This is a genomic window from Mesorhizobium sp. M0293, from assembly GCF_040321735.1.
Lineage (GTDB): Bacteria > Pseudomonadota > Alphaproteobacteria > Rhizobiales > Rhizobiaceae > Mesorhizobium.
The window spans coordinates 1-23,072 of record NZ_JAMYSA010000028.1 but is presented as its reverse complement, the minus strand read 5'-3'; the positions used below and the strand labels follow the sequence as shown (position 1 = coordinate 23,072).

The 23,072-nt window shown below is 62.1% G+C and carries 21 protein-coding genes and 1 pseudogene; 13 read left to right on the top strand and 9 right to left on the bottom strand.

Annotation, left to right across the window (positions count from 1 at the left end):
* Positions 1-6 precede the first annotated feature (6 nt).
* From NKJ06_RS13100 to NKJ06_RS13040, 13 genes and pseudogenes are all read left to right on the top strand, one after another.
* Positions 7-1,377: a glutamine synthetase family protein gene (locus tag NKJ06_RS13100; RefSeq protein ID WP_352632737.1), complete on the top strand. Its 1,371-nt coding sequence runs from the start codon at positions 7-9 to the stop codon at positions 1,375-1,377.
* A gap of 60 nt (positions 1,378-1,437) precedes the next feature.
* Positions 1,438-1,875: a helix-turn-helix domain-containing protein gene (locus NKJ06_RS13095; protein WP_352632738.1), complete on the top strand. Its 438-nt coding sequence runs from the start codon at positions 1,438-1,440 to the stop codon at positions 1,873-1,875.
* Positions 1,865-2,284, top strand: a complete 420-nt coding sequence (locus NKJ06_RS13090; protein ID WP_352632739.1) for a type II toxin-antitoxin system VapC family toxin — start codon at positions 1,865-1,867, stop codon at positions 2,282-2,284. The genes NKJ06_RS13095 and NKJ06_RS13090 overlap by 11 nt, the downstream gene beginning before the upstream one ends.
* Before the next feature lie 15 nt (positions 2,285-2,299).
* On the top strand, positions 2,300-3,685 hold the full coding sequence (locus NKJ06_RS13085) for an aldehyde dehydrogenase family protein (RefSeq protein ID WP_352632740.1): 1,386 nt from the start codon (positions 2,300-2,302) through the stop codon (positions 3,683-3,685).
* A 41-nt stretch (positions 3,686-3,726) separates the two neighbouring features.
* On the top strand, positions 3,727-4,215 hold the full coding sequence (locus tag NKJ06_RS13080; RefSeq protein WP_352632741.1) for a DUF2569 domain-containing protein: 489 nt from the start codon (positions 3,727-3,729) through the stop codon (positions 4,213-4,215).
* 33 nt (positions 4,216-4,248) lie between these two features.
* The gene (locus NKJ06_RS13075) at positions 4,249-5,421 is read left to right on the top strand and encodes an iron-containing alcohol dehydrogenase (protein WP_352632742.1); all 1,173 of its coding nucleotides are present in this window, start codon (positions 4,249-4,251) and stop codon (positions 5,419-5,421) included.
* Between the two features lie 242 nt (positions 5,422-5,663).
* Complete coding sequence (locus NKJ06_RS13070) at positions 5,664-6,770, top strand: ABC transporter substrate-binding protein (protein WP_352599577.1); 1,107 nt, start codon at positions 5,664-5,666, stop codon at positions 6,768-6,770.
* Positions 6,771-6,833: 63 nt separating this feature from the next.
* Complete coding sequence (locus NKJ06_RS13065; protein WP_502905614.1) at positions 6,834-7,748, top strand: ABC transporter permease; 915 nt, start codon at positions 6,834-6,836, stop codon at positions 7,746-7,748.
* Entirely contained in the window at positions 7,745-8,536 is a 792-nt protein-coding gene (locus NKJ06_RS13060; RefSeq protein WP_352632743.1) for an ABC transporter permease, read from the top strand. The genes NKJ06_RS13065 and NKJ06_RS13060 overlap by 4 nt, the downstream gene beginning before the upstream one ends.
* Positions 8,537-8,547: 11 nt before the next feature.
* Positions 8,548-9,612 carry an ABC transporter ATP-binding protein gene (locus NKJ06_RS13055; RefSeq protein ID WP_352632744.1) on the top strand — a complete coding sequence of 355 codons (1,065 nt, stop codon included), beginning with the start codon at positions 8,548-8,550 and terminating at the stop codon, positions 9,610-9,612.
* Positions 9,613-9,898: 286 nt separating this feature from the next.
* Entirely contained in the window at positions 9,899-11,449 is a 1,551-nt protein-coding gene (locus tag NKJ06_RS13050) for a cation:proton antiporter (RefSeq protein WP_352632745.1), read from the top strand.
* A 192-nt stretch (positions 11,450-11,641) separates the two neighbouring features.
* The gene (locus tag NKJ06_RS13045; protein ID WP_352632746.1) at positions 11,642-12,544 is read left to right on the top strand and encodes an endonuclease/exonuclease/phosphatase family protein; all 903 of its coding nucleotides are present in this window, start codon (positions 11,642-11,644) and stop codon (positions 12,542-12,544) included.
* A pseudogene (locus NKJ06_RS13040) lies at positions 12,541-13,375 on the top strand (EamA family transporter). Before NKJ06_RS13045 ends, NKJ06_RS13040 begins: the two are co-directional and overlap by 4 nt.
* Positions 13,376-13,478: 103 nt before the next feature.
* Here NKJ06_RS13040 and NKJ06_RS13035 read toward each other — a convergent pair.
* From NKJ06_RS13035 to NKJ06_RS12995, 9 genes are all read right to left on the bottom strand, one after another.
* Positions 13,479-13,793, bottom strand: a complete 315-nt coding sequence (locus tag NKJ06_RS13035; RefSeq protein WP_352632748.1) for a Dabb family protein — start codon at positions 13,791-13,793, stop codon at positions 13,479-13,481.
* Between the two features lie 9 nt (positions 13,794-13,802).
* A complete protein-coding gene (locus NKJ06_RS13030) occupies positions 13,803-15,431 on the bottom strand; it encodes a GMC family oxidoreductase (protein WP_352632749.1) in 1,629 nt (542 codons plus the stop codon).
* A gap of 12 nt (positions 15,432-15,443) precedes the next feature.
* The gene (locus NKJ06_RS13025) at positions 15,444-16,205 is read right to left on the bottom strand and encodes a 3-ketoacyl-ACP reductase (RefSeq protein WP_352809957.1); all 762 of its coding nucleotides are present in this window, start codon (positions 16,203-16,205) and stop codon (positions 15,444-15,446) included.
* Positions 16,202-17,704 carry a GMC oxidoreductase gene (locus NKJ06_RS13020; RefSeq protein ID WP_352632751.1) on the bottom strand — a complete coding sequence of 501 codons (1,503 nt, stop codon included), beginning with the start codon at positions 17,702-17,704 and terminating at the stop codon, positions 16,202-16,204. The genes NKJ06_RS13025 and NKJ06_RS13020 overlap by 4 nt, the downstream gene beginning before the upstream one ends.
* A 5-nt stretch (positions 17,705-17,709) precedes the next feature.
* Positions 17,710-18,825 carry an ABC transporter ATP-binding protein gene (locus NKJ06_RS13015; RefSeq protein ID WP_352632752.1) on the bottom strand — a complete coding sequence of 372 codons (1,116 nt, stop codon included), beginning with the start codon at positions 18,823-18,825 and terminating at the stop codon, positions 17,710-17,712.
* Between the two features lie 4 nt (positions 18,826-18,829).
* Positions 18,830-19,774, bottom strand: a complete 945-nt coding sequence (locus NKJ06_RS13010; RefSeq protein ID WP_352632753.1) for a carbohydrate ABC transporter permease — start codon at positions 19,772-19,774, stop codon at positions 18,830-18,832.
* Entirely contained in the window at positions 19,771-20,727 is a 957-nt protein-coding gene (locus tag NKJ06_RS13005) for a carbohydrate ABC transporter permease (protein WP_352632754.1), read from the bottom strand. The genes NKJ06_RS13010 and NKJ06_RS13005 overlap by 4 nt, the downstream gene beginning before the upstream one ends.
* Before the next feature lie 89 nt (positions 20,728-20,816).
* Positions 20,817-22,070: an ABC transporter substrate-binding protein gene (locus tag NKJ06_RS13000; RefSeq protein WP_352632755.1), complete on the bottom strand. Its 1,254-nt coding sequence runs from the start codon at positions 22,068-22,070 to the stop codon at positions 20,817-20,819.
* 58 nt (positions 22,071-22,128) lie between these two features.
* Positions 22,129-23,072: aldehyde dehydrogenase family protein (locus tag NKJ06_RS12995; RefSeq protein WP_352809956.1), on the bottom strand; the 944-nt coding region annotated here is incomplete at its 5' end.

Genomic DNA, 23,072 nt, shown 5'->3' with positions numbered 1-23,072 from the left:
AAAGGAATGGCCGGAAATTTCTCGTTCGATCAATTGAAGAAAGCGGTCTCCAGCGGCGAGATCGACACGGTGCTGGCCTGCATCGTCGACATGCAGGGCCGGCTGGCGGGAAAACGGTTCCTGGCGCAATACTTCGTCGATTCCGCGCATGACGAAACGCATGGCTGCAACTATCTCCTGGCCGCCGACATCGATATGGAGCCGGTGCCCGGTTACAAGGCGGCGAGCTGGTCGAAGGGCTATGGCGACTTCGTCATGAAGCCGGATCTAGCCACGCTGCGGCGCATTCCGTGGCTGGAAAAGACCGCACTCGTGATCTGCGACGTGCTCGACCACCACACGCATGACGACCTGCCGCACTCGCCGCGCGCCATCCTCAAGAAGCAGGTCAAGCGGCTGACGGAGCGCGGCTATATCGGCTATTTCGCTTCAGAGCTGGAATTCTACCTGTTCAACGAGACCTACGATTCCGCCCGCAAGAAGCATTGGCAGGGCCTCGACACGGCATCGCCCTATATCGGCGATTACCAGATCGGCATCACCACCAAGGAAGAAGGCGTCATGCGCCGGCTTCGCAACGAGATGGAAGCCGCCGGCATCCCGATCGAGAATTCCAAGGGTGAATGGGGTCCCGGCCAGGAAGAGATCAATGTGCGCTACGCCGAGGCGCTCGACATGGCCGACGGCCACGTCATCCTGAAGAACGGCGCCAAGGAAATCGCCGAGTCCGAGGGCAAGGCGATTTCGTTCATGTCCAAATACAATTACGGGCTCGCCGGCAATTCCAGCCACATCCACAATTCGCTGTGGAGCGCCGACGGCAAGACGCCGTTGTTCTTCGACAAAAATGCGGAGTGGACGCTATCGACGCTCGGCCAGCAATGGGCGGCGGGCCAACTCAAATACGCCAACGAATTCACCTGGTTCCTGGCGCCTTACGTCAATTCCTACAAGCGCTTCCAGGCCGGCACCTTCGCGCCGACCAAGATCATGTGGAGCGAGGACAACCGCACCGCCGGTTTCCGGCTGTGCGGCGAGGGCACCAAGGGCATCCGCATGGAATGCCGCATCGGCGGCGCAGACCTCAACCCGTATCTCGCCTTCGCAGCGCTGATCGCGGCCGGTCTTGCCGGCATCGACGAGAAGCTGGAACTGCAAAAGCCGTTTGTCGGCGATGCCTATCAGGCATCTCGCCTGCCGGAGATCCCGAAGACGCTGCGCGATGCCACCGAGACGCTGACGAACTCGATGATGCTGAAGGAGGCGCTCGGCGAGGACGTGCTTGAACACTATGTCCATACCGCCAAGTGGGAGCAGTTCGAATACGACCGCCGGATTACGGATTGGGAACTGCACAGAGGATTCGAGCGATATTGACAGTGTTGTGTTTTTCGCACTATGTTGCGATTATGGCATCGCAACATACGGGAGGCAGGATTGCCCCAAGGCAAAGCCAATGTCGACAAGGTGTGGTTTGACAGTCAGATGAAGGAGCGCAACCTGACGGTGCGCCGCATGGCCACCCAAATGAACATGCACTACAGCGCCCTGTCGCGGACGCTGAACGGCGAGCGGCGTATGCAAGTTGATGAAATACGCAAGATCGCTGAAATTTTCGACCAGCCGGAAAGCGAGGTGTTGGTCCACCTGGGCTCTTCGGATGCGAAGGCGGCGGAGCGTCGTCCCGGCTTCATGGAGGGGCAGGTGGATTTCGAGAATGCGTTAGACGTAAACGACACCGCTGGAGAATACATCGTGCCGCCTCGAGGCGGCGATCCGTTGTTTGGATGCATGGCTGGGACGCTCACGCTTCTCCCGGACGTCGATTACACCGCACCCGCGGATCCGGACTGGGGCAAGGTGTATGACGACTGATGGGGTGCTCCTGGACACATGCTTCATACTGTGGCTGTCGACGGAACAACCGGTCGCGAGAGCGGCGGTTGAGAGGGTGACCAGCGCGCGGAAAAATGGCGACGTGATCGCCGTTTCCGTCATGTCCGCTTGGGAAATCGGAATGCTGGTTTCTAAAGGCCGGCTTCCGTTCATCAAGTCACCGCTCGCATGGTTTGAACGGTTCGTGCAGGCTGGTGCAACGAGTGTTGAAGGGATCGACTGTGAGCTCTTGGTCGAGTCTTCGTTCCTGCCCGGCGTCGTTCACAACGATCCAACAGATAGGATCATCATAGCTACGGCGCGTTCGAAGAATTTGGAAATTATCACCCGCGATCGCGCGATCCTTGCCTATGGCTCGGCTGGCTTCGTCAAAACAGTTCCTTGTTGATTTGGAGACGTTTAATTGGAAACCGTGAAACTCATATCCCCCGTCGATGGCTCGATCTATGCCGAGAGGCCCGTGGCAACGGACCAGGCGATCAACGCCGCGGTCGAGCGCGCCAAAGCGGCGCAGGAGAAGTGGGCTGAGACGCCGATCGTCGAGCGCGGCAAGTACATGCTGGCGATGCTGGAAGCGCTGGTCGCGATGACCGACGAGATCGTGCCGGAGATTGCCTGGCAGATGGGGCGGCCTGTTCGCTATGGCGGCGAGTTCGGCGGCGTCAAGGAACGCACCAACTACATGGTCGAGATCGCCGAGGCGGCGCTCAAGTCGGTGCCGGCCTCCAACCCGAAGGATGGCTTCCGCCGCTATGTGAAGAAGGATCCGCTCGGCGTGGTCATGGTGATCGCGCCGTGGAATTATCCTTACCTCACCGCCGTCAACACCATCGTGCCGGCGCTGATGGCCGGCAACACCGTCATCCTCAAGCATGCGGCGCAGACGCTGCTGGTTGGCGAGCGCTTTCAGCAGGCCTTCGACAGGGCCGGTCTGCCGAAGGGTGTGTTCCAGAATATCGTGCTCAACCACGCCCAGACCGAGAAGCTGCTCGGCTCGGGCAAGATCGACCATGTCAATTTCACCGGTTCGGTCGCCGGCGGCCGCGCCATCGAAAGAGCGGCGGCGGGCACCTTCATGACGCTCGGCCTGGAGCTTGGCGGCAAGGATCCGGCCTATGTGCTGCCCGACGCCAAGATGGACCATGCGGTCGCCAATCTGGTCGACGGCGCCTTCTACAATTCCGGACAGTGCTGCTGCGGCATCGAACGCGTCTATGTGCACGAAAAGGTCTATGACGAATTCGTCGAAGGCTTCATCGCCGAGACGAAGAACTATGTCGTCGGCAATCCGCTCGACCAGGCGACGACGATGGGGCCGATGGCGCAGGCGCGCTTCGCCGACCTGATCCGCGAACAGAAGGCCGAGGCATTGCGCAAAGGCGCGGCGGCGCACATCAACATGAAGGTGACGAACGACAAGGCCGGTTCGCCCTATCTGGCGCCGGAAGTGCTGACCAATGTCGATCATCAGATGAGCGTCATGCGCGAGGAGAGTTTTGGGCCGATCGTCGGCATCATGAAGGTGCGCAATGACGAAGAGGCGATCGCGTTGATGAACGACAGCCCCTACGGACTGACCGCTTCGATCTGGACACGTGATACCGAGCATGCGGTGGCGATCGGCGACCGCGTCGAGACCGGCACGGTGTTCATGAACCGCTGCGACTACCTCGATCCGGCACTGGTCTGGACCGGCGTCAAGGACACCGGCAAGGGTGCTGGGCTGTCGGCCATCGGCTACGACAATCTGACCAGGCCGAAATCTTTCCATCTGCGCGAAGCCATCTGAGCTGCCTGAGTACCGAGTATTGGACCACTCAAGGAGGAGAAATGTCTGAGATACAGCCGTCCGCACCATTGGCCCGTCAGGGGCCAGAGGGTATTGGCGGCTACCTCGTCATGCCGATGCTTGGCCTCATTTTCATGCCTCTGGCTGGTCTGGTTGTTTTCGAGCACCATATCGGCCTGTCCGAGTATTTTAGCCTACTAACCGGTGCGCAGCAGGTCTTCGTCGTAACGGAGATTTTCGGATATCTGGCGATCGCGGTCGCCTGCCCGCTGGGCTTGCTCGTTTTGCTGATTGGCAAGAGGCGGGCCTTTCCACACCTTTACATCGTCTGGGCCGCCGTCAGTCCCGTCTCTATCCTGACCGATCTTGCCGCCGGGAGCATCCTTCTTGGCGATATCTTTGAGGCGCAAGGCGTGGCTTTGTTCGATGGAGAGGCGGCAAAGAATATTCAACACTCGATCGTCTATTCCGTAATCTGGATTCTATACATGCAGAAGTCCCGGCGGGTTCAGAACACTTTCACCCAATAGCCACCACCCACAATGTCCTGAAATCGAGAAAAAATGTCCAGGCTGATCTCCAAATGGAACTACCCCACCACCGTCCGCTTCGGCGCGGGGCGCATCAAGGAATTGCCTGAGGTGCTGGCGGCCACCGGCATCAAGCGGCCGCTGTTCGTCACCGATCCAGGCCTGGCGAAACTGCCGGTCGTCGCCTCGACGCTGAAGATCCTTGACGACGCCAAGGTTCCCTATGGCGTCTTCTCGGAGGTCAGGCCGAACCCGGTCGAATCCAATCTGACCGCCGGCATCGCCGTGTTCAAGAAGGGCAAGCATGACGGCGTCATCGCCTTCGGCGGCGGCTCGGCGCTCGATCTCGGCAAGCTGATTGCCTTCCAGGCCGGGCAGACTAGGCCGGTGTGGGACTTCGAGGATGTCGACGACTGGTGGACGCGCGCCAATTCGGATGCCATCGCGCCGATCATCGCCGTGCCGACCACCGCCGGCACCGGATCGGAGGTCGGCCGCGCCGGCGTCATCACCAATGAAGCGACGCACACCAAGAAGGTCATCTTCCATCCGAAACTTTTGCCGGCAATCGTCATCGCCGATCCGGAACTGTCGGTCGGCATGCCCGGCTTCATCACCGCCGGCACTGGGATGGACGCGCTTGCCCACTGCCTCGAAGCTTATTGCGCGCCGGGCTATCATCCGATGGCCGACGGCATCGCCGTCGAAGGCGTCAGGCTGGTTTTCGAAAACCTGCCGAAGGCTTTTGCCAACGGCAAGGATCTCGTCGCGCGCGCCCATATGATGAGCGCCGCCGCGATGGGCGCCACCGCCTTCCAGAAGGGGCTCGGCGCCATCCATTCGCTGTCGCATCCGATCGGCGCGCTCTACGATACCCATCACGGGATGACCAATGCGGTGTTCATGCCCTATGTGCTGGCCTTCAATCGTGACTCCATCGAGGAGCGTATTGGCCGGCTCGCCGCTTATTGTGGCATCAAGGGCGGCTTCGACGGCTTCGCCAAGGCGATCATCAAGCTGCGCAAGGAATTGAAGGTGCCGCACGCGCTGCCGGGCCTGATCAAGGGGCTCGACATGGACAAGAAGCGCAAGGGGCTGATCGCCGACATGGCGGTGGTCGATCCGACCGCCGGCGGCAACCCGGTCAAGCTGACCAAGAAGGCGGCGCTGACCTTGCTCGAAAACGCCATCGCCGGCACGGTCTGAGGCGTTTTCCGCATCGCAAATTGATTTGAAAAGGGGCTACAAAAACAAGGGGGAGGATGACGGGCAAGGCAGAAATTAGTTAGCCGGAAAAAGAATCGCGAAGCGATTGCTACAGCCGGTTAAAAAGAGTTTACTTTTTCGCACTGCGAGCAGCCGGTTTCATAAAGCTTTCATCTGGCTGTCACATGAAAACGATACCGCATCGCAGGCGTCCAACGGCGTCAGTTCAACGGAGAGAACACATGTTCAAATTCACGGGGAAAGTGCTTTCCCTTTCGGCCGCGGCGCTTTTCGCGTCGACGGTGATTTCGTCCGCGGATTCGATGGACGATCTCGTCAAGGCCGCCAAGGCCGAAGGCCAGCTTACCACCATCGCGCTGCCGCATGACTGGTGCGGTTACGGCGACGTCATCGCCGGTTTCAAGGCGAAGTATCCGGAAATCACCGTCAACGAACTCAACCCCGATGCCGGTTCCGGTGACGAGGTCGAGGCGATCAAGGCCAACAAGGACAACAAGGGCCCGCAGGCGCCCGACGTCATCGACGTCGGCTTGTCGTTCGGCCCGTCGGCCAAGAAGGATGGCCTGATCCAGGCTTACAAGGTGTCGACTTGGGACTCGATCCCAGAGAGCGCCAAGGACGCCGAAGGGTTCTGGACCGGCGACTATTACGGCGTGCTGTCCTTCCAGGTGAACAAGGATCTGGTCAAGGAATCGCCGAAGGACTGGGCCGACCTGCTGAAGCCGGAATTCGCCAACTCGGTCGCTTTGGCCGGTGATCCGCGCGCGTCGAATCAGGCCATCCAGGCGGTTTATGCCGCTGGCCTGTCGTCGGGTGCCGCCGCTGGTGAAGCTGCTGGCACCGCCGGCCTCGATTTCTTCAAGAAGCTCAATGCCGCCGGTAATTTCGTGCCGGTCATCGGCAAGGCCGCCACGCTCGCGCAGGGTCAGACTCCGATCCTCGTCACCTGGGACTACAACGCGCTCGCCGGCCGCGACACGCTGAAGGGCAACCCGCCCGTCGACGTCGTCGTGCCGAAGACCGGTGTCGTCGCTGGCGTCTACGTGCAGGCGATCAGCGCCTACGCGCCGCACCCGAACGCAGCCAAGCTCTGGCTGGAATACCTCTATTCCGACGAAGGCCAGATCGCTTGGCTGAAGGGCTATTGCCACCCGATCCGCTTCAACGATCTTGCCAAGAACAACAAGATCCCGGCGGACGTGCTGGCCAAGCTGCCGCCGGCTGAGTCCTATGCGGCCGCGGCGTTCCCGACGCTCGACGAGCAGGGCAAGGCGAAGGAAGCCATCACCAAGAACTGGGATGCCGTTGTCGGCGCCAACGTCAAGTAAGTTACGCCATGCCGGGCGGCCTCTGGGTCGCCCGGTCTTTCTCTCGAAGACGGTAGCCGGCGCATGACCGATATCTCAATGTCCGACCACGCTGTTACCGGCAAGACTGCGCCTCCCGCCGAAGCACGCAGCATGCGGCTGCCCACGCAATGGCTTGGCGTCGCGCCGTTCTTCATCTTTGCCATCATGTTCCTGATCCTGCCCACGCTCTATCTGATGCTGGGCGCATTCCAGAACGATGCCGGCGAATTCACCCTCGAAAACATCGCGGCGCTGGCGCAACCGTCGATCGTTGCCGCTTACTGGATTTCGATCAAGGTCAGTCTTGCTTCATCGCTGATTGGCGCCTTCGCAGGTCTCGCCATCGCCATCGCCATTGTGCGCGGCGGCCTGCCGGACTGGATACGCTCGGCGACACTGACGTTTTCCGGCGTGGCCTCCAATTTTGCCGGCGTGCCGCTGGCCTTCGCCTTCCTCGCCACGCTCGGCCGGCTCGGCCTTGCGACGGTGATCCTGAACACCCTGTTCGGCCTCAACATCTACGCGCATGGCTTCAACATCCTGTCATTCTGGGGCCTGACGCTGACCTATGTCTATTTCCAGATACCGCTGATGGTGGTCATCATCGTGCCAGCCATCGACGGGCTGAAAAAGGAATGGGGCGAGGCCGCCGCGACGCTGGGCGCGACCATGTCGCAGTACTGGCGCATGGTGGTCATTCCGGTGATCTGGCCGAGTTTCCTCGGCACCGTGATCCTGTTGTTCGCCAATGCCTTCGGCGCTATCGCCACCGCCTATGCATTGACCGGCTCGTCGCTCAACATCGTGCCGATCCTGCTCTATGCCCAGATCCGTGGAGATGTGCTGCACAATGCCCATCTCGGCTACGCCATAGCCTTCGGCATGATCGTCATCACCGGTCTTGCCAATGTTTTCTACATCTGGTTCCGCACCCGTTCCGAGAGGTGGCTCAAATGAAGGCTGGCAGGTTCTGGGCCTGGGTCGTCTTCGCGCTGGGCGCGGCCTATTTCTTCATTCCGCTGATCGCGACGGTGGAGTTCTCCATGCGCATGCGGCGTGGCGAGTACTCCTTCGACGCCTACAAGGTCGTGCTCGGCGATGCCCGCTTCCAGGCGACCTTCGGCTATTCGGTGCTCGCCGCCGTCTTTACCATCATTCTCGGCGTGCTCATCGTGGTGCCGGCTGCATACTGGATCCGGCTGCGCCTGCCGCAATTGCGGCCGATCGTCGAGTTCATCACGCTGCTGCCGCTGGTCATCCCGGCCATCGTCATCGTCTTCGGCTACATCAGAATGTACGGGTCGAATTCGCCGCTGCCGTTCCTGGCGACCGATACAGGCACCAATGCCTTGCTGGTCATCGGCTATGCGACACTGGCGTTGCCTTATATGTATCGCGCCGTCGACACAGGGCTTCGCACCATCGACGTGCGTACCCTCACGGAAGCGGCACAGATCCTTGGTGCCGGTTGGGGGACGATCATCACCCGCGTCATCCTGCCCAATGTGCTGATCGCGGTGCTCTCGGGCGCCTTCCTGACCTTCGCCATCGTCATTGGCGAGTTCACCATGGCGAGCCTGCTCAATCGGCCGGCTTTCGGCCCCTATCTGCAGAATATCGGCGCCAATCGCGCTTATGAGCCGGCAGCGCTCGCCATTATCGCCTTCGCCATTACCTGGGGCTGCATGTCGCTGATCCAAATCCTGTCCCGCTTCGCGCCGAGATCGGCGAGCCGTCCGAACTGAAAGTCAAAGCCATGGCCGACCCGTTCCTGTCCATCCAGCACGTTCGAAAATCCTTCGGCGCCACCACCGTGGTGGAGGATTTCAATCTCGACGTCGAACGCGGCGAATTCGTCTCTTTCCTCGGCCCGTCCGGCTGCGGCAAGACCACGGTGCTGCGGATGGTCGCGGGCTTCGAGGAGCCGAGCGCCGGCAAGATCGTCGTCGGTGGCAAGGACATTACGAGGCTGAAGCCCAACCAGCGCAATGTCGGCATGGTGTTTCAGGCCTATGCGCTGTTTCCGAACCTGACCGTGGCGCAGAATATCGGCTTCGGCCTCAAGGTCGCGGGCATGCCTAGGGCTGACATCGATGCCCGTGTCGCCGAGATGCTCGACATCATCAAGCTGCCGCAGATGGCGGATCGCTATCCCTACCAGCTCTCGGGTGGCCAGCAGCAGCGCATCGCGCTGGCTCGCGCCATCGCGCCGAAGCCGAAGCTGCTGCTGCTCGACGAGCCGCTGTCGGCGCTCGATGCCAAGGTGCGTGTGTCGCTGCGCGAGGAAATCCGCTCGATCCAGAAGAAGCTCGGCATCACCACCATCTTCGTGACGCACGACCAGGAAGAGGCGTTGTCGATCTCGGACCGCATCGCCGTCATGCATGGCGGCAAGGCCGAGCAGGTCGGCACGCCGTTCGAGATCTACAACCGCCCGGCAACCAAGTTCGTCGCCAACTTCGTCGGCACGCTGAACGTGCTGGAAGGCACCGTCACCGATGCCTCGGCAGGCACGGTGCGGGTCAACAGCGAAGAGGTCTCGCTCAAGGGCAAGCTCAACGGTTCCAAATCCGGTGACACGCTGTCGCTGGCGCTCCGCCCGGAAGCGATTTCGCTCGGCCGTCAGCCCGGCCGCGACTCCAGCCTTTCCGGCGAAATCTCCGAGGTGCATTTCCTCGGCTCCGTCATCCGGGTTCGCGTCGGCATCGGCGGCAGCACAGTCTCGCTCGACACGTTCAACAGCCCGGCAACGCCGCCCCCCGCGGTCGGTGAAAAGGCCGAGATCTCGTTCTCGTCGAGCGACATGCTGGTGCTGCACTAGGCCGTGCCGATATTCAGGTGAGGCCGGCCGCAAATGCAGGTTTCCTGCGCTCCCGGTGCCTCACCTATCCCAAATTAATTACGCTCCGGTTCCAGGAACCATCATTTTCGATCCGGTGTGACCTCAACCTCGACACATCCTGGATCCGTCCAAATAGAATGTTCTCGAGCCGGCGCGCTATCCATAGCTGCGACTCGCCTGAAGGCCGGCCGGCTCGCCGATCGAACATCCTGCGCTTGGCCGCTTTGCCACTGCCGCCAATTCCGCTTCACGGATATAACAAGCCATGGCTCTTTTCGAACTCACGCTTGTCCTGCTTTTGATCGCCGTCGCACTGACGGCGCTGTCGCGACGGCTGGAGATTCCTTATCCGTCCCTGCTGGCTTTGGCCGGGGTGGGCATCGCCTTCGTGCCAGGTGCGCCAATGATCGAGATCGATCCGGAACTGGCGCTTGCCCTGTTTATCGCGCCGGTGTTGCTCGATGCCGCCTATGACACGTCTTTGCGCGATCTCAACCGCTACAGGGTGCCGCTTGCGTTGCTGGCGCTCGGTGCCGTCCTTTTCACCACGGCGACCGTGGCTCTGGTCGGCTGGACGATGGCAGGCCTGCCGATCGCGGCGGCCATCGCTCTTGGCGCCATCGTGGCGCCACCCGATGCGGTTGCGGCTTCGGCTGTGCTTGGCCAGTTCAAGGTGCCGCACCGCATCACCGCCATCCTGCAGGGCGAGAGCCTGCTCAACGATGCCACGGCGCTGCTAATTTACCGGATTGCGGTTTCGGCGGCAGCAGGCTCGATTCTGTTGAGCAGCGCCGTTCCGATGATCCTGCTGTCCACCCTTGGCAGCCTGGCGGCCGGCTATCTGCTTGGCCGACTGTCTCTGATGACGCTGGGCCGCATCGAGGACCCGGCGAGTGGCACGGTGGTGCAGTTTGCCGGCACATTCGGGGTCTGGATCCTGGCCGACAGGCTGGGCCTTTCCGCCATCATCACCATCGTGGTCTATGCCATGACCATCGCCCGCACCGCGCCGCGCCGCATGCCGGCCAGAAACCGCATCAGCTCCTATTCAGTTTGGGAAACGGCAGTCTTTGTCCTCAATGTATTGGCTTTCGTGCTGATGGGCCTGCAGGCGCGCACGATTGTTGGCAGGCTTGCCGGCGCGGGGCAGACCGATGCGTTCGTCCTGGCCGGTATCGTGCTTGCCATCGTCATCGTTTCACGTCTGATCTGGGTGCTGGGCTGCGGCGCGATCATCAGGTGGTTTGCCCGTTTCGGCAGCGCGGATCGTCAGCGGGACGCGCCATCGCTTCGCGGCGGCATGCTCATCGGCTGGTGCGGGATGCGCGGTCTGGTGACGCTTGCGGCGGCATTCGCCTTGCCGGCTGAGTTCCCCGCCCGCGACCCGATCGTGCTCGCTGCCTTCACGGTCGTGCTCGGCACGCTGGTGTTGCAAGGCATGAGCCTGAAGCCGCTGCTGCGCCTGCTGAACCTCGACCCGGACGAAACCGTTGATCGCGAGGTTGCGCAGGCACGCGTTGTGGTGATGCAGGCCGCCCTCGACATATTGAGCGGCAAGACATCGGACGCGGCGGCTGCGGTGCGCGAGCAATATGCCGCTCAACGCAAGATCGCCAAAAATCCTGACGATGCCCAGGCGGCCACCGAATATGACCGCTTGCGCCTCTATGCCATCAAGAGCCAGCGCGACGTGCTGGAGGAACTGCGCCGCAACGGCACGATCGGTGACGAAGCCTATCACCGCCTCGAGGAAGAGATCGATTGGACCGAACTGGCGGCGTCGCCACCCGGCCGGTTCCAGCCGCTGACGACATAGAGCCTGCTCCATCCCGATGGAATCAAGATGAAGCAGGCTCTGATTCCTGTTTGAGCATGATCTATTCCGAAAAATCGGGTTCCACTTTTCGAGATCATACTTTGGCCGCTGGCCCAGCCCCGTCGCTCGCCCGGCACATTGCAACCAATCTGCCGAACCGCTACTGCCATTCAACATTGAGCCGGATAAGCAATGAAGCTGGTCAGCTACAACATCCAGTACGGGTTCGGCGGCGACGGGCGCTACGATCTTTCGCGCGCAGCGCGCCTCGTTGCCGGTGCCGACATCATCGCCTTGCAGGAGGTCGAGCGGCACTGGCAGCGCAGCAATTTCGACGACCAGCCGGAACTGCTTTCGCGCCTGCTGCCGGACTATCACTGGGTTTACGGCCCAGCTTTCGACATGGATGCCAGCGAGCGGCGCGACGGCCGTCTGGTCAACCGGCGCCGGCAGTTCGGCACCATGGTGCTGTCGAAGCTGCCGATCGTCTGGTCGCGACTGCATGCGCTGCCGATGCGCCGTACGCTGCGGCCGCTCAACACGCGCAATGCGGCACTCGAGTGCATGATCCGCACGCCAGCGGGCCCGGTGCGGGTGTTATCGCTGCATCTCGCCCACATCGCGGTCGAGGAGCGCTTGGAGCAGATCGACTATCTCATGGCCGAGCACCGGCTGGCACCGTCGGCTGGCGGGCCGTGGAGCGGCGTCGACGACGAGCCCGTACGCAATTGGACTAGCGGCGAAGCTGAGCCAGAAAATCCACTGGCGGCGATCTGGATGGGCGATTTCAACATGGAGCCGGACAGTGCCGAATATCGCCGCATCGTCGGCAGCACGCCCTACCATCGCGGGGCCGCTTACCTTGACGGTTTCGTCGATGCCGCTGCCGTGGCCGGCGAGCCGGCTCAGGATTTCCACACCCATGTAAAGACGATCGACGGCAGGGTGGCAAAGCGGCGGCTCGACCATTGTTTCGTCGGCGGCATGTTTACCGGGCGCGTGCGCTCGGTTGGCGCCGACATCGGCGAAGTTGCGTCGGATCATTTCCCGCTCCGGATCGACATCGACCTGGAAACACCCGGCATCGCCCCATGACACTTTTCGTCTTCTTCGCAGTGCTTGCGGCCGCCGCCATGCATGCGATCTGGAACGCGCTGGTCAAGGTCCATCTCGACCGCCACGCTGATGACCCTCGGTATGGGCGCCGCGGCCCTCCTGGTGCTGCCCTTCGTCGAAATGCCGAAGGCGCAAGTGTGGCCCTACATCGTCGCCTCCGTGTTTTTCCACATGGGCTACCGGACTTTCCTGATCGGCGCCTACAAGGCCGGCGACTTCGCCCAGACTTATCCGTTGGCGCGCGGCACCGCACCGCTGCTGGCGGCGCTTGGCGGCATGTTCGTCGTCGCCGAGGTTCCGGCCCCGCTTGCCATTCTGGGTATCTTTCTGTTGTCGGCCGGCACGCTGGTGATGTCGTTTCGCGGCGGCGCGCATCTGGAGAGGCTCAACTTGCGCGCGGTCGGCTTTGCGCTGGCCACCTCGATCTTCATTGCCAGCTACACACTGTCGGACGGCAGCGGCGCGAGGCTGGCCGCCACGGCGCAGAGCTATGCCGCCTGGCTGTTCATCTGCGATGCTTTTGGCGCCTTGGTGCTATGCCTCATCTTCCGTGGGCCGAAGGCGCTGCCGGTGCTGGCGCGCGACTGGAAGGCAGGGCTGTTCACCGGAGTGCTCAGCGGTGCGGCCTACTGGATCGTGATGTGGGCGATGACCAAGGCGCCGATCGCCTCGGTGGCGTCGCTGCGCGAAACCTCGATCCTGTTCGCCATGATGATCTCGGTGTTCGCGCTCGGCGAGAAGATGACAGGCTGGCGCGGTGCCGCCGCGCTGAGCATCGTCGCCGGTGTCGTTGCGCTCAGGCTCGGTTAGTCCAGGTGTCGTCTCGCGATCACCCATTTCACCAATGGGGCGACGAAACCAAGCACATCTACAAATGTGCCCCAATTTTTCGATTGAACGTGAGCATCTTGTCCTAAGGAGCAATCCTCAGGTCGAAGACCATCAGTCCGTCGGTGCCGCCTTCGAGCGCCGCGACCAGTCTTGCGCCGGCGCGCTGATGCGCCTCATGCACCAGATAGGCATCGCGCGCGGCCGCATCGCGGAAATCGATGGTGAAGCCGTCGGTGAAGCCGCGCACGAACGGCTCCGGGCTGACATTGGCGCTGAAATTTACCGCGTCCATGCCGTCGATAACCTGTCGCAGCGCCTCGAGGTCGGCATGGATCGCCATGCGCTCGGCGACGGGAACATCGTTGCGGAATCTAGCGAACACACAGTGCCTGATCATTTTTTGTCCCTAAGCCGCTCGATTTCCAGAAAACACGGCCGGCGGCAGCGGCTCGCGGCCGAGGATCAGGTCGGCGCCCTTTTCGCCGACCATGATGGTCGGCGCGTTGGTGTTGGAGGAGGGCACACGCGGCATCACCGAGGCGTCGCAGACGCGCAGGCCTTCGATGCCGCGCAGCCGCAGATCCGGTGTCACCACAGCCATCTCGTCATGGCCCATGCGGCAGGTGCCGACGGGATGATGGTCGGTCTTGGAACTGCGGCAGGCATAATCGAACAGCTCGTCGTCGCTGGCGAGAGACGGGCCGGGGAGCACTTCGCGCATCACATAGGGGGCGAGCGCCTTCTGTCGCATGATCTCACGCGCCAGTCTCAGCCCCTTGATCGACATGGCGCGGTCATAGGGATCGGACCAGTAGTTCGGATCGATCAGCGGGTGGTCGGCGGGATCTGCACTCTTCAGCCGCACCGTGCCGCGCGAGCGCGGGCGCAGGAAGGCCGAGTTCAAAGTGACGCCCGGATTTTTCAGCTTCTCGACGCCGGCCTCGATGCCGGAGCCCAAACCGAGATGGAACTGAATATCGGGCGACGCGGCAGTCGGGTCGGCGTACCAGAAGCCGCCGGTCTCGAACAGGCTGGAGGCCACCGGCCCCTTCTTCAGCAGCAGGTATTGCAGGCCGGCCCAGGCCGTGCGGTGCAGCTTGGCGTAGTTGTCGTAGGTGTGGTCGCCGGTGCATTCGGCGATGACGAACAAATCGAGATGGTCCTGCATGTTGGAGCCGACGCCGGGCAAATCATGAACCGGCGTCACGCCGACCGATTTCAGATGATCGGCCGGACCGATGCCCGACTGCATCAAGAGTTTCGGCGAGCCTATGGCGCCGGACGAGACGATCACCTCGCGCTCGGCGCGCAGGATTTCCTTCTCGCCGCCTGGCTTGTCGACGATTTCGACGCCTATAGCACGGCCCTTCTCGACGACGATGCGGGTCACCAGCACCTCGGTCCTGACGGTCAGGTTCTTGCGGGAGCGGATCGGTCTGAGATAGGCGACAGAAGCGGAGGAGCGGCGGGCATCCTTCTGAGTCAACTGGTAATAGCCGACCCCTTCCTGGCTGGCGCCGTTGAAATCCGGATTGAAGGGGATGCCCATCTCCTGGCCGGCACGGAAATAGGCCTCGCAGATCGGCAGCGGCGAAATCGGGTTCGACACGCCGAGCGGGCCTTGGTCGCCGTGAAAGTCGTTGGCGTAGCGCTGGTTGTTCTCGGCGCGTTTGAAGTAAGGCAGCACATCGCGATAGCCCCAGCCGGCGAGACCCTCTTCCTTCTCCCAAGTATCATAGTCGCGGGCGTTGCCGCGCGTGTAGATCTGGGCGTTGATGGACGAGCCGCCGCCGACGACCTTGGCCTGCGTGTACCAGAAGACGCGATCCTTCATGTGCCTCTGCGGCACCGTCGACCAGCCCCAGGAGGCAATGCCCTTGGTCATCTTGGCAAAGCCCGCCGGCATGTGGATATAGGGATGCCAGTCCTTGCCGCCGGCCTCCAGCAGCAGGACCGAATTTGCCGGATCCTCGCTCAATCGGTTGGCCAGAACACAGCCGGCCGGACCGGCGCCCACGATGATGTAATCGGTCATGACACTGTCCACTTACAGCCGCGGCACGGAGAGCGCGCCGTCGACATTGATGATCGAGCCGGTCGAAAAGCCGAATCTGCCGCCGGCGAGCGCCGCCACCACTGCGCCGATGTCTGAGGCTTCGCCCCAGCGCTTGGCCGGCACCAGCCCGCTATCGATGAGCGCGTCGTATTTGGCGGTCACGCCGGATGTCATGTCGGTGCGGATGATGCCGGGCCGCACCTCGAACACGCCGATGTTTTCGGGCGCAAGCCGAAGCGCCAGGTTCTTCACCCACATCGAAAGCCCGGCCTTGGAGATGCAGTAGTCCGGTCGTTCCGGTGATGCCATTTCGGCGCTGACCGACGTGATGGTGATGATCGATTTTGTGTGGTCGCCCGGTGTAGCCAGCATTGCCTTGGCGACAGCCTGGCTGAGGAACACGGTGCCGCGCAGATTGATGCCCAGCGTGCGGTCGAAATTCTCCGGTTTGAGGTCCAGCAGGTCACCGCGCACGGCAGCGCCGACGCCGGCATTGTTGACCAGGCAGTCGATGCGGCCGAAGGCGCGCGTCGCGGCATCGACAAGCGTGGTGTGGCTGGCGAGATCGGCGATGTCGCAAGGGACATAAGCGAATTTCGCGCCTCGGCCGGCAATATCAGTAGCAAGACCATCCCTCGCTTGATCGGCCAGATGGGCGACCAGGAAGTCTAAGCCGGCACGCGCGACCGGCTGGTCGCTAGCAAGCCCGATGCCGCGCGCGCCGCCGGTGACGATGGCCGCCGGGCGGGTCATACGGCGAGGTCCATCTTGCGGATATGATCGGCGACGCGCAGCGCTTGTGCCGCGATCGACAGGGCCGGGTTCACGGCGGCCGAGTTGGGCAGGAAACTGGCATCGACGACGAACAGGTTCCGATGGTCGAAGGACCGGCAGAAGGGGTCGAGCGGTGCGGTCGCCGGATCGTCGCCCATCTTCACCGTGCCGCACTGGTGCGAAGGGGTGCGCTTGTCGAAAGGCCGCGACAGAACAATCGGATAGCCGCAAGCGCGGAAGTTTTCGCGCATCACCTTGGTCAACCCGTCAAGTGACTGCATGTTGGAACGCCGCCACTGCATGACGATGTCCTTGCCGTCGACCATGATGCGGCTTTCGGGATCGGGCAGGTCTTCGCACATCAGGTACCAGTCGACGGCGTGGCCGGCCATGAAATCGAGCGCGAATTTCGGCGCGAACTTTACATTGGCCCTCAGCATGTTGCCGTCGATCTTGCCGAGAAGCTGGACATTGCCGAGCGGCTTGCCACCCTTGCCGTCTGACAAATAATAGTCGTTCAGCATCAGCGTCTTCTGGTAGACGGCATCGTTGCGGCGGCGCGGGTCGATCGCCAGCATGGCGCTCGAATTGTGGTTCATGAAATTGCGGCCGACCTGGTCGGAGCGGTTGGCGACGCCTTTGCCGTCTGGCGAGGGCGAGCGAAGCAGGATGACGGCGGAATTGACCGCGCCGGCAGAGAGGATGACCAGCTTCGGTGATACTTTCTTCGCCTCGCCGTCCTGCTGATAGTGGATAGTGGCGATGCTTTTGCCGTCGGGCGACGCTTCCAGGTACTCGACATGGCAGCTGGTCTCAAGCCGGATGTTGCTGTCGTTGAGTGCCGCCGTCAGTGGTCCCGTCTGAGCGTCGACCTTGCCCTGGCCGGTGTTGGGGAAAGCATCCCAGCCGGTCTTGCCCTCTTTCAGCCACGTGTCGATGTCGACGCCGAGCGGCAGCGAGGCCGGATGTAGGCCGAGGCTTTTCAGCTCGGCACGGGCGCGGGCGATGGGGGCCTCGTCGGGCACTGGCTTGTAGGCATACGGGAGCGAATGGAACGGCTCGGTCGGGTCCTCGCCCAGTGCACCGCGCACGCGAAACAGCTGTTCGGCTTTCGAATACCAGGGCTCGAACTCCTCATAGGAAAACGGCCAGGCCGGCGAGACGCCGCCGAAATGCTCCATGGCGGCAAAGTCTTCCTTGCGGTAGCGGATCAGCACAGCGCCATAGAATTTTGAATTGCCGCCGACATAGTAGTAGTTGCCGGGATTGAAGGCAGCCCCTCCCGCTTCGCGCCACATCTCCTTCGGCCGGTAGTGGCCGTTGATGAAAATCGAACGCGTGTCACGCGCGTGCGGCGTCGCCGGCAACGGCACACCGCGTTCCAGCATCAGGATGTTCGCGCCGCTGCCGGCAAGGCCGGAGGCGATCGTTGCGCCGCCGATGCCGGAGCCGATGATGACGATGTCCGGATTTGTCATGGCCGTCAGCGAATGCGGCTCTCGGTCGCCGGATCGAAGAACACAGCCTTTGTCAGGTTGAAGGCGAGCGGCGTGTTGGTGCCCGGCTGGATGTTGGCGTCGGCACGCAGCCGCGCCACCACGCCCTTGCCGCCGAGATTGGTGACGGCGAAGGTGTCGGAGCCTGCAGGTTCGACGACCTCGATATGACAGTCGGCGGTGGCGATGTTCGAGGCGTTGCGTTCGGCGCCTTCCGGGTCGGTCAGCGCTTCAGGACGGACGCCGAAGATGATCGGCTTGCCCTGGAATGCCGATAGGCCGGTCGGTGCATTGGCCATCGGCAGGTTGATCGGCTCGCGCGCCTCGCGCTGGAGCACGACGGACAGCGCGTTGCCATTGGCGCCGATCGTTGCCGGGATCAGGTTCATCGCCGGCGAGCCCATGAAATCGGCGACGAACAGATTGGTCGGGTTGTTGTAGATTTCGGCCGGAGTGCCGAACTGCTGTACCTCGCCGTCGCGCATGACAGCAATCTTGGTCGCCAGCGTCATCGCCTCGATCTGGTCGTGGGTGACGTAGACGATGGTGGTGCCGGTGGTGGCGTGCAGGCGCTTGATCTCGATGCGCATATCGACGCGCAGCTTGGCGTCGAGGTTGGAGAGCGGCTCGTCGAACAGGAACAGTTTGGGGTCGCGCACCAGCGCCCGGCCCATAGCGACGCGCTGTCGTTGACCGCCGGAAAGCTGGCTCGGCTTGCGCTGCAGCAGGTGGCCGATCTGCAAGACCTTCGCCACCTTGTCGATCGCCTTCTGGCGCTCCGCCGCCGGCACGCCGCGCATCTCCATGCCGAAGGAGATGTTTCCGGCCACCGTCATGTTCGGGTAGAGCGCATAGCTTTGGAACACCATGGCGATGTCGCGCTTCGAGGGATGCAGATCATTGATGGTGCGGCCATCGACACGAATTTCGCCCGAAGTGATTGTTTCCAGTCCGGCGATGGTGTTGAGAAGCGTGGACTTGCCGCAGCCGGACGGGCCGACCAGCACTAGGAAGCCGCCTTTCTCAAGCTCGACATCGATCCCCTTGAGGATCTCCACCTGGCCGAAGCGCTTTCTCAGACCATCAATTTCCAGAAAAGCCATCAGATTATCCTTTGACGGCGCCAGCCATGAGACCGCGCACGAAGTAGCGGCCGGCGAGCACATAGACGAGAAGGGTGGGCAGTGCCGCGATCATCGCGGCGGCCATGTTGACGTTGTATTCGACGACGCCGGTCGACGTGTTGACGACGTTGTTGAGCGCCACCGTCATCGGCATCACGTCGCCGGAGCCGGCATAGGCGGAGGCAAACAGGAAGTCGTTCCAGATGTTGGTGAACTGGTAAATCACCGTCACCACGATGATCGGCAGTGAGTTGGGCAGCATGATGCGCCGGAAGATCTGGAAGAAGCTTGCCCCGTCGACCTGCGCCGCCTTGACCAGTTCGGTTGGGAACGCCTCGTAGTAGTTGCGGAAGAACAGCGTGGTGAAGCCGATGCCGTAGACAACGTGGACGAAGACCAGGTTGACTGTCGAATTACCGAGGCCGAAGCTCGTTCCGATCGCATTCTGCAAAGTCACGCCGAAACGGCCGATGCTGCCAAGGATGGTCGCCATCGGCAACAGCACCGACTGGAACGGGATGAAGCAGGCAAACAGCATCAGCCCGAACACCAGCGTCGCCCCGCGAAAGCGCCATTTTGTCAGCACATAGCCGTTGAGCGCGCCGAGCAGGGTCGAGATGATGACTGCCGGAACCACCATCTTGATCGAGTTCCAGAAATAGCCCTTCATGCCGACGCAGGTCAGGCCCGAGCAAACTTCGCTCCACGCCTTTATCCATGGGTCGAAGGTCGGCGCTTGCGGCAGCGCCAGCATGTTGCCGTTCTGGATCTCTTCCATGGTCTTGAAGGAGGTCACCAGCATGACGAACAGCGGCATCAGGTAGAACAGCGCAAACAGCGCCAAGAGCCCGTAGATGACGATGCGGTTGATGAGCTTGACGTTGACGCCGCCTGAGGCCTGACGGGCGGGAGTGGTGACGGCGCTCATCGCGGCTTCTCCCTGAGTTCCGAATAGAGATAGGGCACGATGATGGCGACGATGGTCATCAGCATGATCACGGCGCTGGCCGAGCCGACGGCCATCTCGTTGCGCTTGAAGGTGTACTCGTACATGAAATTAGAGGGCAGCCAGGCCGAGCCGCCGGGGCCGCCGCTGGTCAGCGCCACGACAAGGTCATACGACTTGATGGCGAGGTGCGCGAGCACGATGAAGGCCGACAGGAAGATCGGCCGCAGCAGCGGGATGACGATGCGGCGGTAGAGCTGGAAGGTGGTGGCGCCATCGATCTGCGCCGCCTTCATGATCTCGCCGTCGATGCCGCGCAGACCGGCCAGGAACATCGCCATGATGAAGCCCGAGGCCTGCCAGACACCGGCGATGACCACCGTGTAGATGACGAAATCCTTGTTCTTGATCCAGTCGAAATGGAAGCTCGTCCAACCCCATTGATGCAAGGTCTGCTCGAGGCCGAGGCCGGGATCGAGGAACCATTTCCAGGCAACCCCGGTGACGATGAAGGACAGCGCCATCGGATAGAGATAGATCGGCCGCAGCACGCCTTCGCCGCGGATCTTCTGGTCGAGCAGGATGGCCAGGAACAGGCCGAGCGCCAGGCAGATGAAGATGTAGAGAAAACCGAAAATGCCCACGTTGGTGATCGACGTGTACCAGCTTGATGGCGGGTCGGTGTCGAAGGTCCAGCCCCACAGCCGCTGATAAGCACGCGAGCCGGTGATGGCATAGGACGGGAAGGTCTTGGAATTGGTGAAGGACAGATAGATCGTCCACAGGATGAAACCGTAGACGAAGACGATGGTGATGGCAAAGCTCGGTGCCAGCACGATCTTGGGCAAGGCGTCCTGCAGGCGCGAGCGCACCGAGGCGCCCGGGCGTGCGTGCTCCGGCGTCAGCTTGATCTGGCTTGTCGCTACCGTGCTCATGAGGCTCCTCCCGTCGACGCGCGACCAACCGGCTTCGCGGATCGGAGCCTTCCCCACCGGGGCGGGGAAGGCGTTTTCTTGTGTGGCGCTTACTTGGCGTCGTCGATGGCCTTGACCAGTTCGGTCACGGCCTCGTCCGAGGTCTTGATCTGACCATGGACGAACTTGGAGACGACATCCTTGTAGGCATTGGCGACCGCCGGAGGCGCGCCATAGCCCTGGGCCAGCGAGCCGAACAGCGTGCCGCCTTCGTTGGCTGCCTTCAGGTCGGCGATGCCCTTCTTGCCGCAAGCGTCGAAGTCCGTGTCCGGAACGTCGGTACGGGCGGGAACCGAACCCTTGACGACGTTGAAAGCCGACTGGAAGCTCTTCGACAGGGTGGCGGTGGCCAATGCGACCTGGGCGGCCTTGCGGTCGTCCGGAACGTTGAACATGCCGAACATGTCGGAGTTGTAGACTACCGAACCTTCGGTGCCCGGGAAGCGATAGCACAGGAAGTCCGTGCCAGGCGTTTTCTTAGCGGCGTTAAACTCGCCCTTGGCCCAGTCGCCCATGACCTGCACAAGGGCATCGCCCTTGATGACCATGGCGGTTGCAAGGTTCCAGTCGCGGCCCGAGAAGTTCGGGTCGACATAGGTGACGAGCTTGGCGAGGTTGTCGAACGACTTCTTCATCGTGTCGGACTTGAGAGACTCGTCGTCAAGGTCGTTGAAGGCCTTCTTGTAGAATTCAGGTCCGCCGGTCGACAGCACGACGGAGTCGAACATGGTGGCTTCCTGCCAGTTCTGGCCGCCGAGAGCGAGCGGGATCACGCCTGCCGCCTTGGCCTTGTCGAGCAGGGCAACGAAGTCGTCGAAGGTCTTCGGCTCGGTGCCGCCGATCTTGTCCATGACGGCCTTGTTGATCCACAGCCAGTTGACCGAGTGGACGTTGACCGGAGCCGCGACCCATTTGCCTTCATAGACCGAGAACTTCTGCAGGGCGGCCGGAACGGACTTGTCCCAGCCTTCCTTCTTCGCCGTCTCGGTCAGGTCGCCCATGACGCCGGCAGCGGCATAGTCGAGCACGGTGTAGCCGAGCATCTGCGAGGCGGTCGGGTAATTGCCGGCCGCGACCATTGCCTTCAGCGCCGTCATGGCAGCGTCGCCGCCACCGCCGGCCACCGGCACGTCTTTCCAGGCGTAACCTTCCTTGGCCAGGTCACCCTTGAGGACGTTGAGAGCAGCCGCTTCGCCGCCCGATGTCCACCAATGCAGCATCTGGACTTCCTTGACGTCCTCGGCATGAGCCGCGAAAGCCAGACCGGATGCGAGAGCCGTTCCGATAAGCAGTTTGCGCAACATGTACTTCCTCCCTTGTTGCATTACACGACCGGTGGAAGCCCACCGGGTTCTTCTCAACTCAGCCGACCCACCATCCGGTGCGTTGGCCGCGGTGAAACTGGATTGTCTTTTCTTCGGTATAGTCCTCGACGGCGCGTTTGCCGAGTTCGCGTCCGATACCGGACTGCTTGTAACCCCCAAAGGGAAGCTCGGGATAACCTTCCATGAATGTGTTCACCCAGACGGTCCCCGAACGCACGCCACGCGCCACCAACATGCAAGTGTCGATGCTGGCGCTCCACACGCCCGCCGACAAACCATAGGGCGTGTTGTTGGCGATGTGCAACGCCCTTTCAATCGATTCAAAGGTCAGCACCGAGAGCACCGGGCCGAAAACTTCCTCGCGCGCTATGGCCATCTCTTCGGTGACATCGCGGATGATGGTGGGATCGAGGTATTGGCCGGCATTGGAGGCCAGCTGCTTGCCGCCGCTGTAGACGCTGCTGCCTTCGGTTGCGGCTGCCGCAACGTAACCTGCCACCTTGGCCAGGTGATCGGATGAGATCATCGCGCCGACCTTGGTCTGGTCATCGAGCGGATCGCCGATCGTCACCCTGGCGGTGAGCGCCTTGACGGCATCGAGAAAATCATCGGCGATCGCCTCATGCACGATCAACCTGCTGCCGGCATTGCAGCATTCGCCGGCATTGAAGAAGCCGCCGAACACCGCCGCGTCGGCGGCAGCCTTGAGGTCGGCGTCGGGGAAGACGATCTGGCCGTTCTTGCCACCGAGTTCCATCGAGACTTTCTTCAGCGACTGCGCTGCCGAGGCCATCGTCATCTTGCCGACGCGGGTGGAGCCGGTGAACGACACCATCTCAACCAGGGGATGACTGACCATCGGGGCGCCGACGGCGGCGCCGAGAACAGCAAGGATGTTGACGACACCCGCGGGCCGCCCCGCCGGCATCACGATATAGACGCGCACCAACGGCGAGGCCGCGGTCATAAAGCACGGCGTGA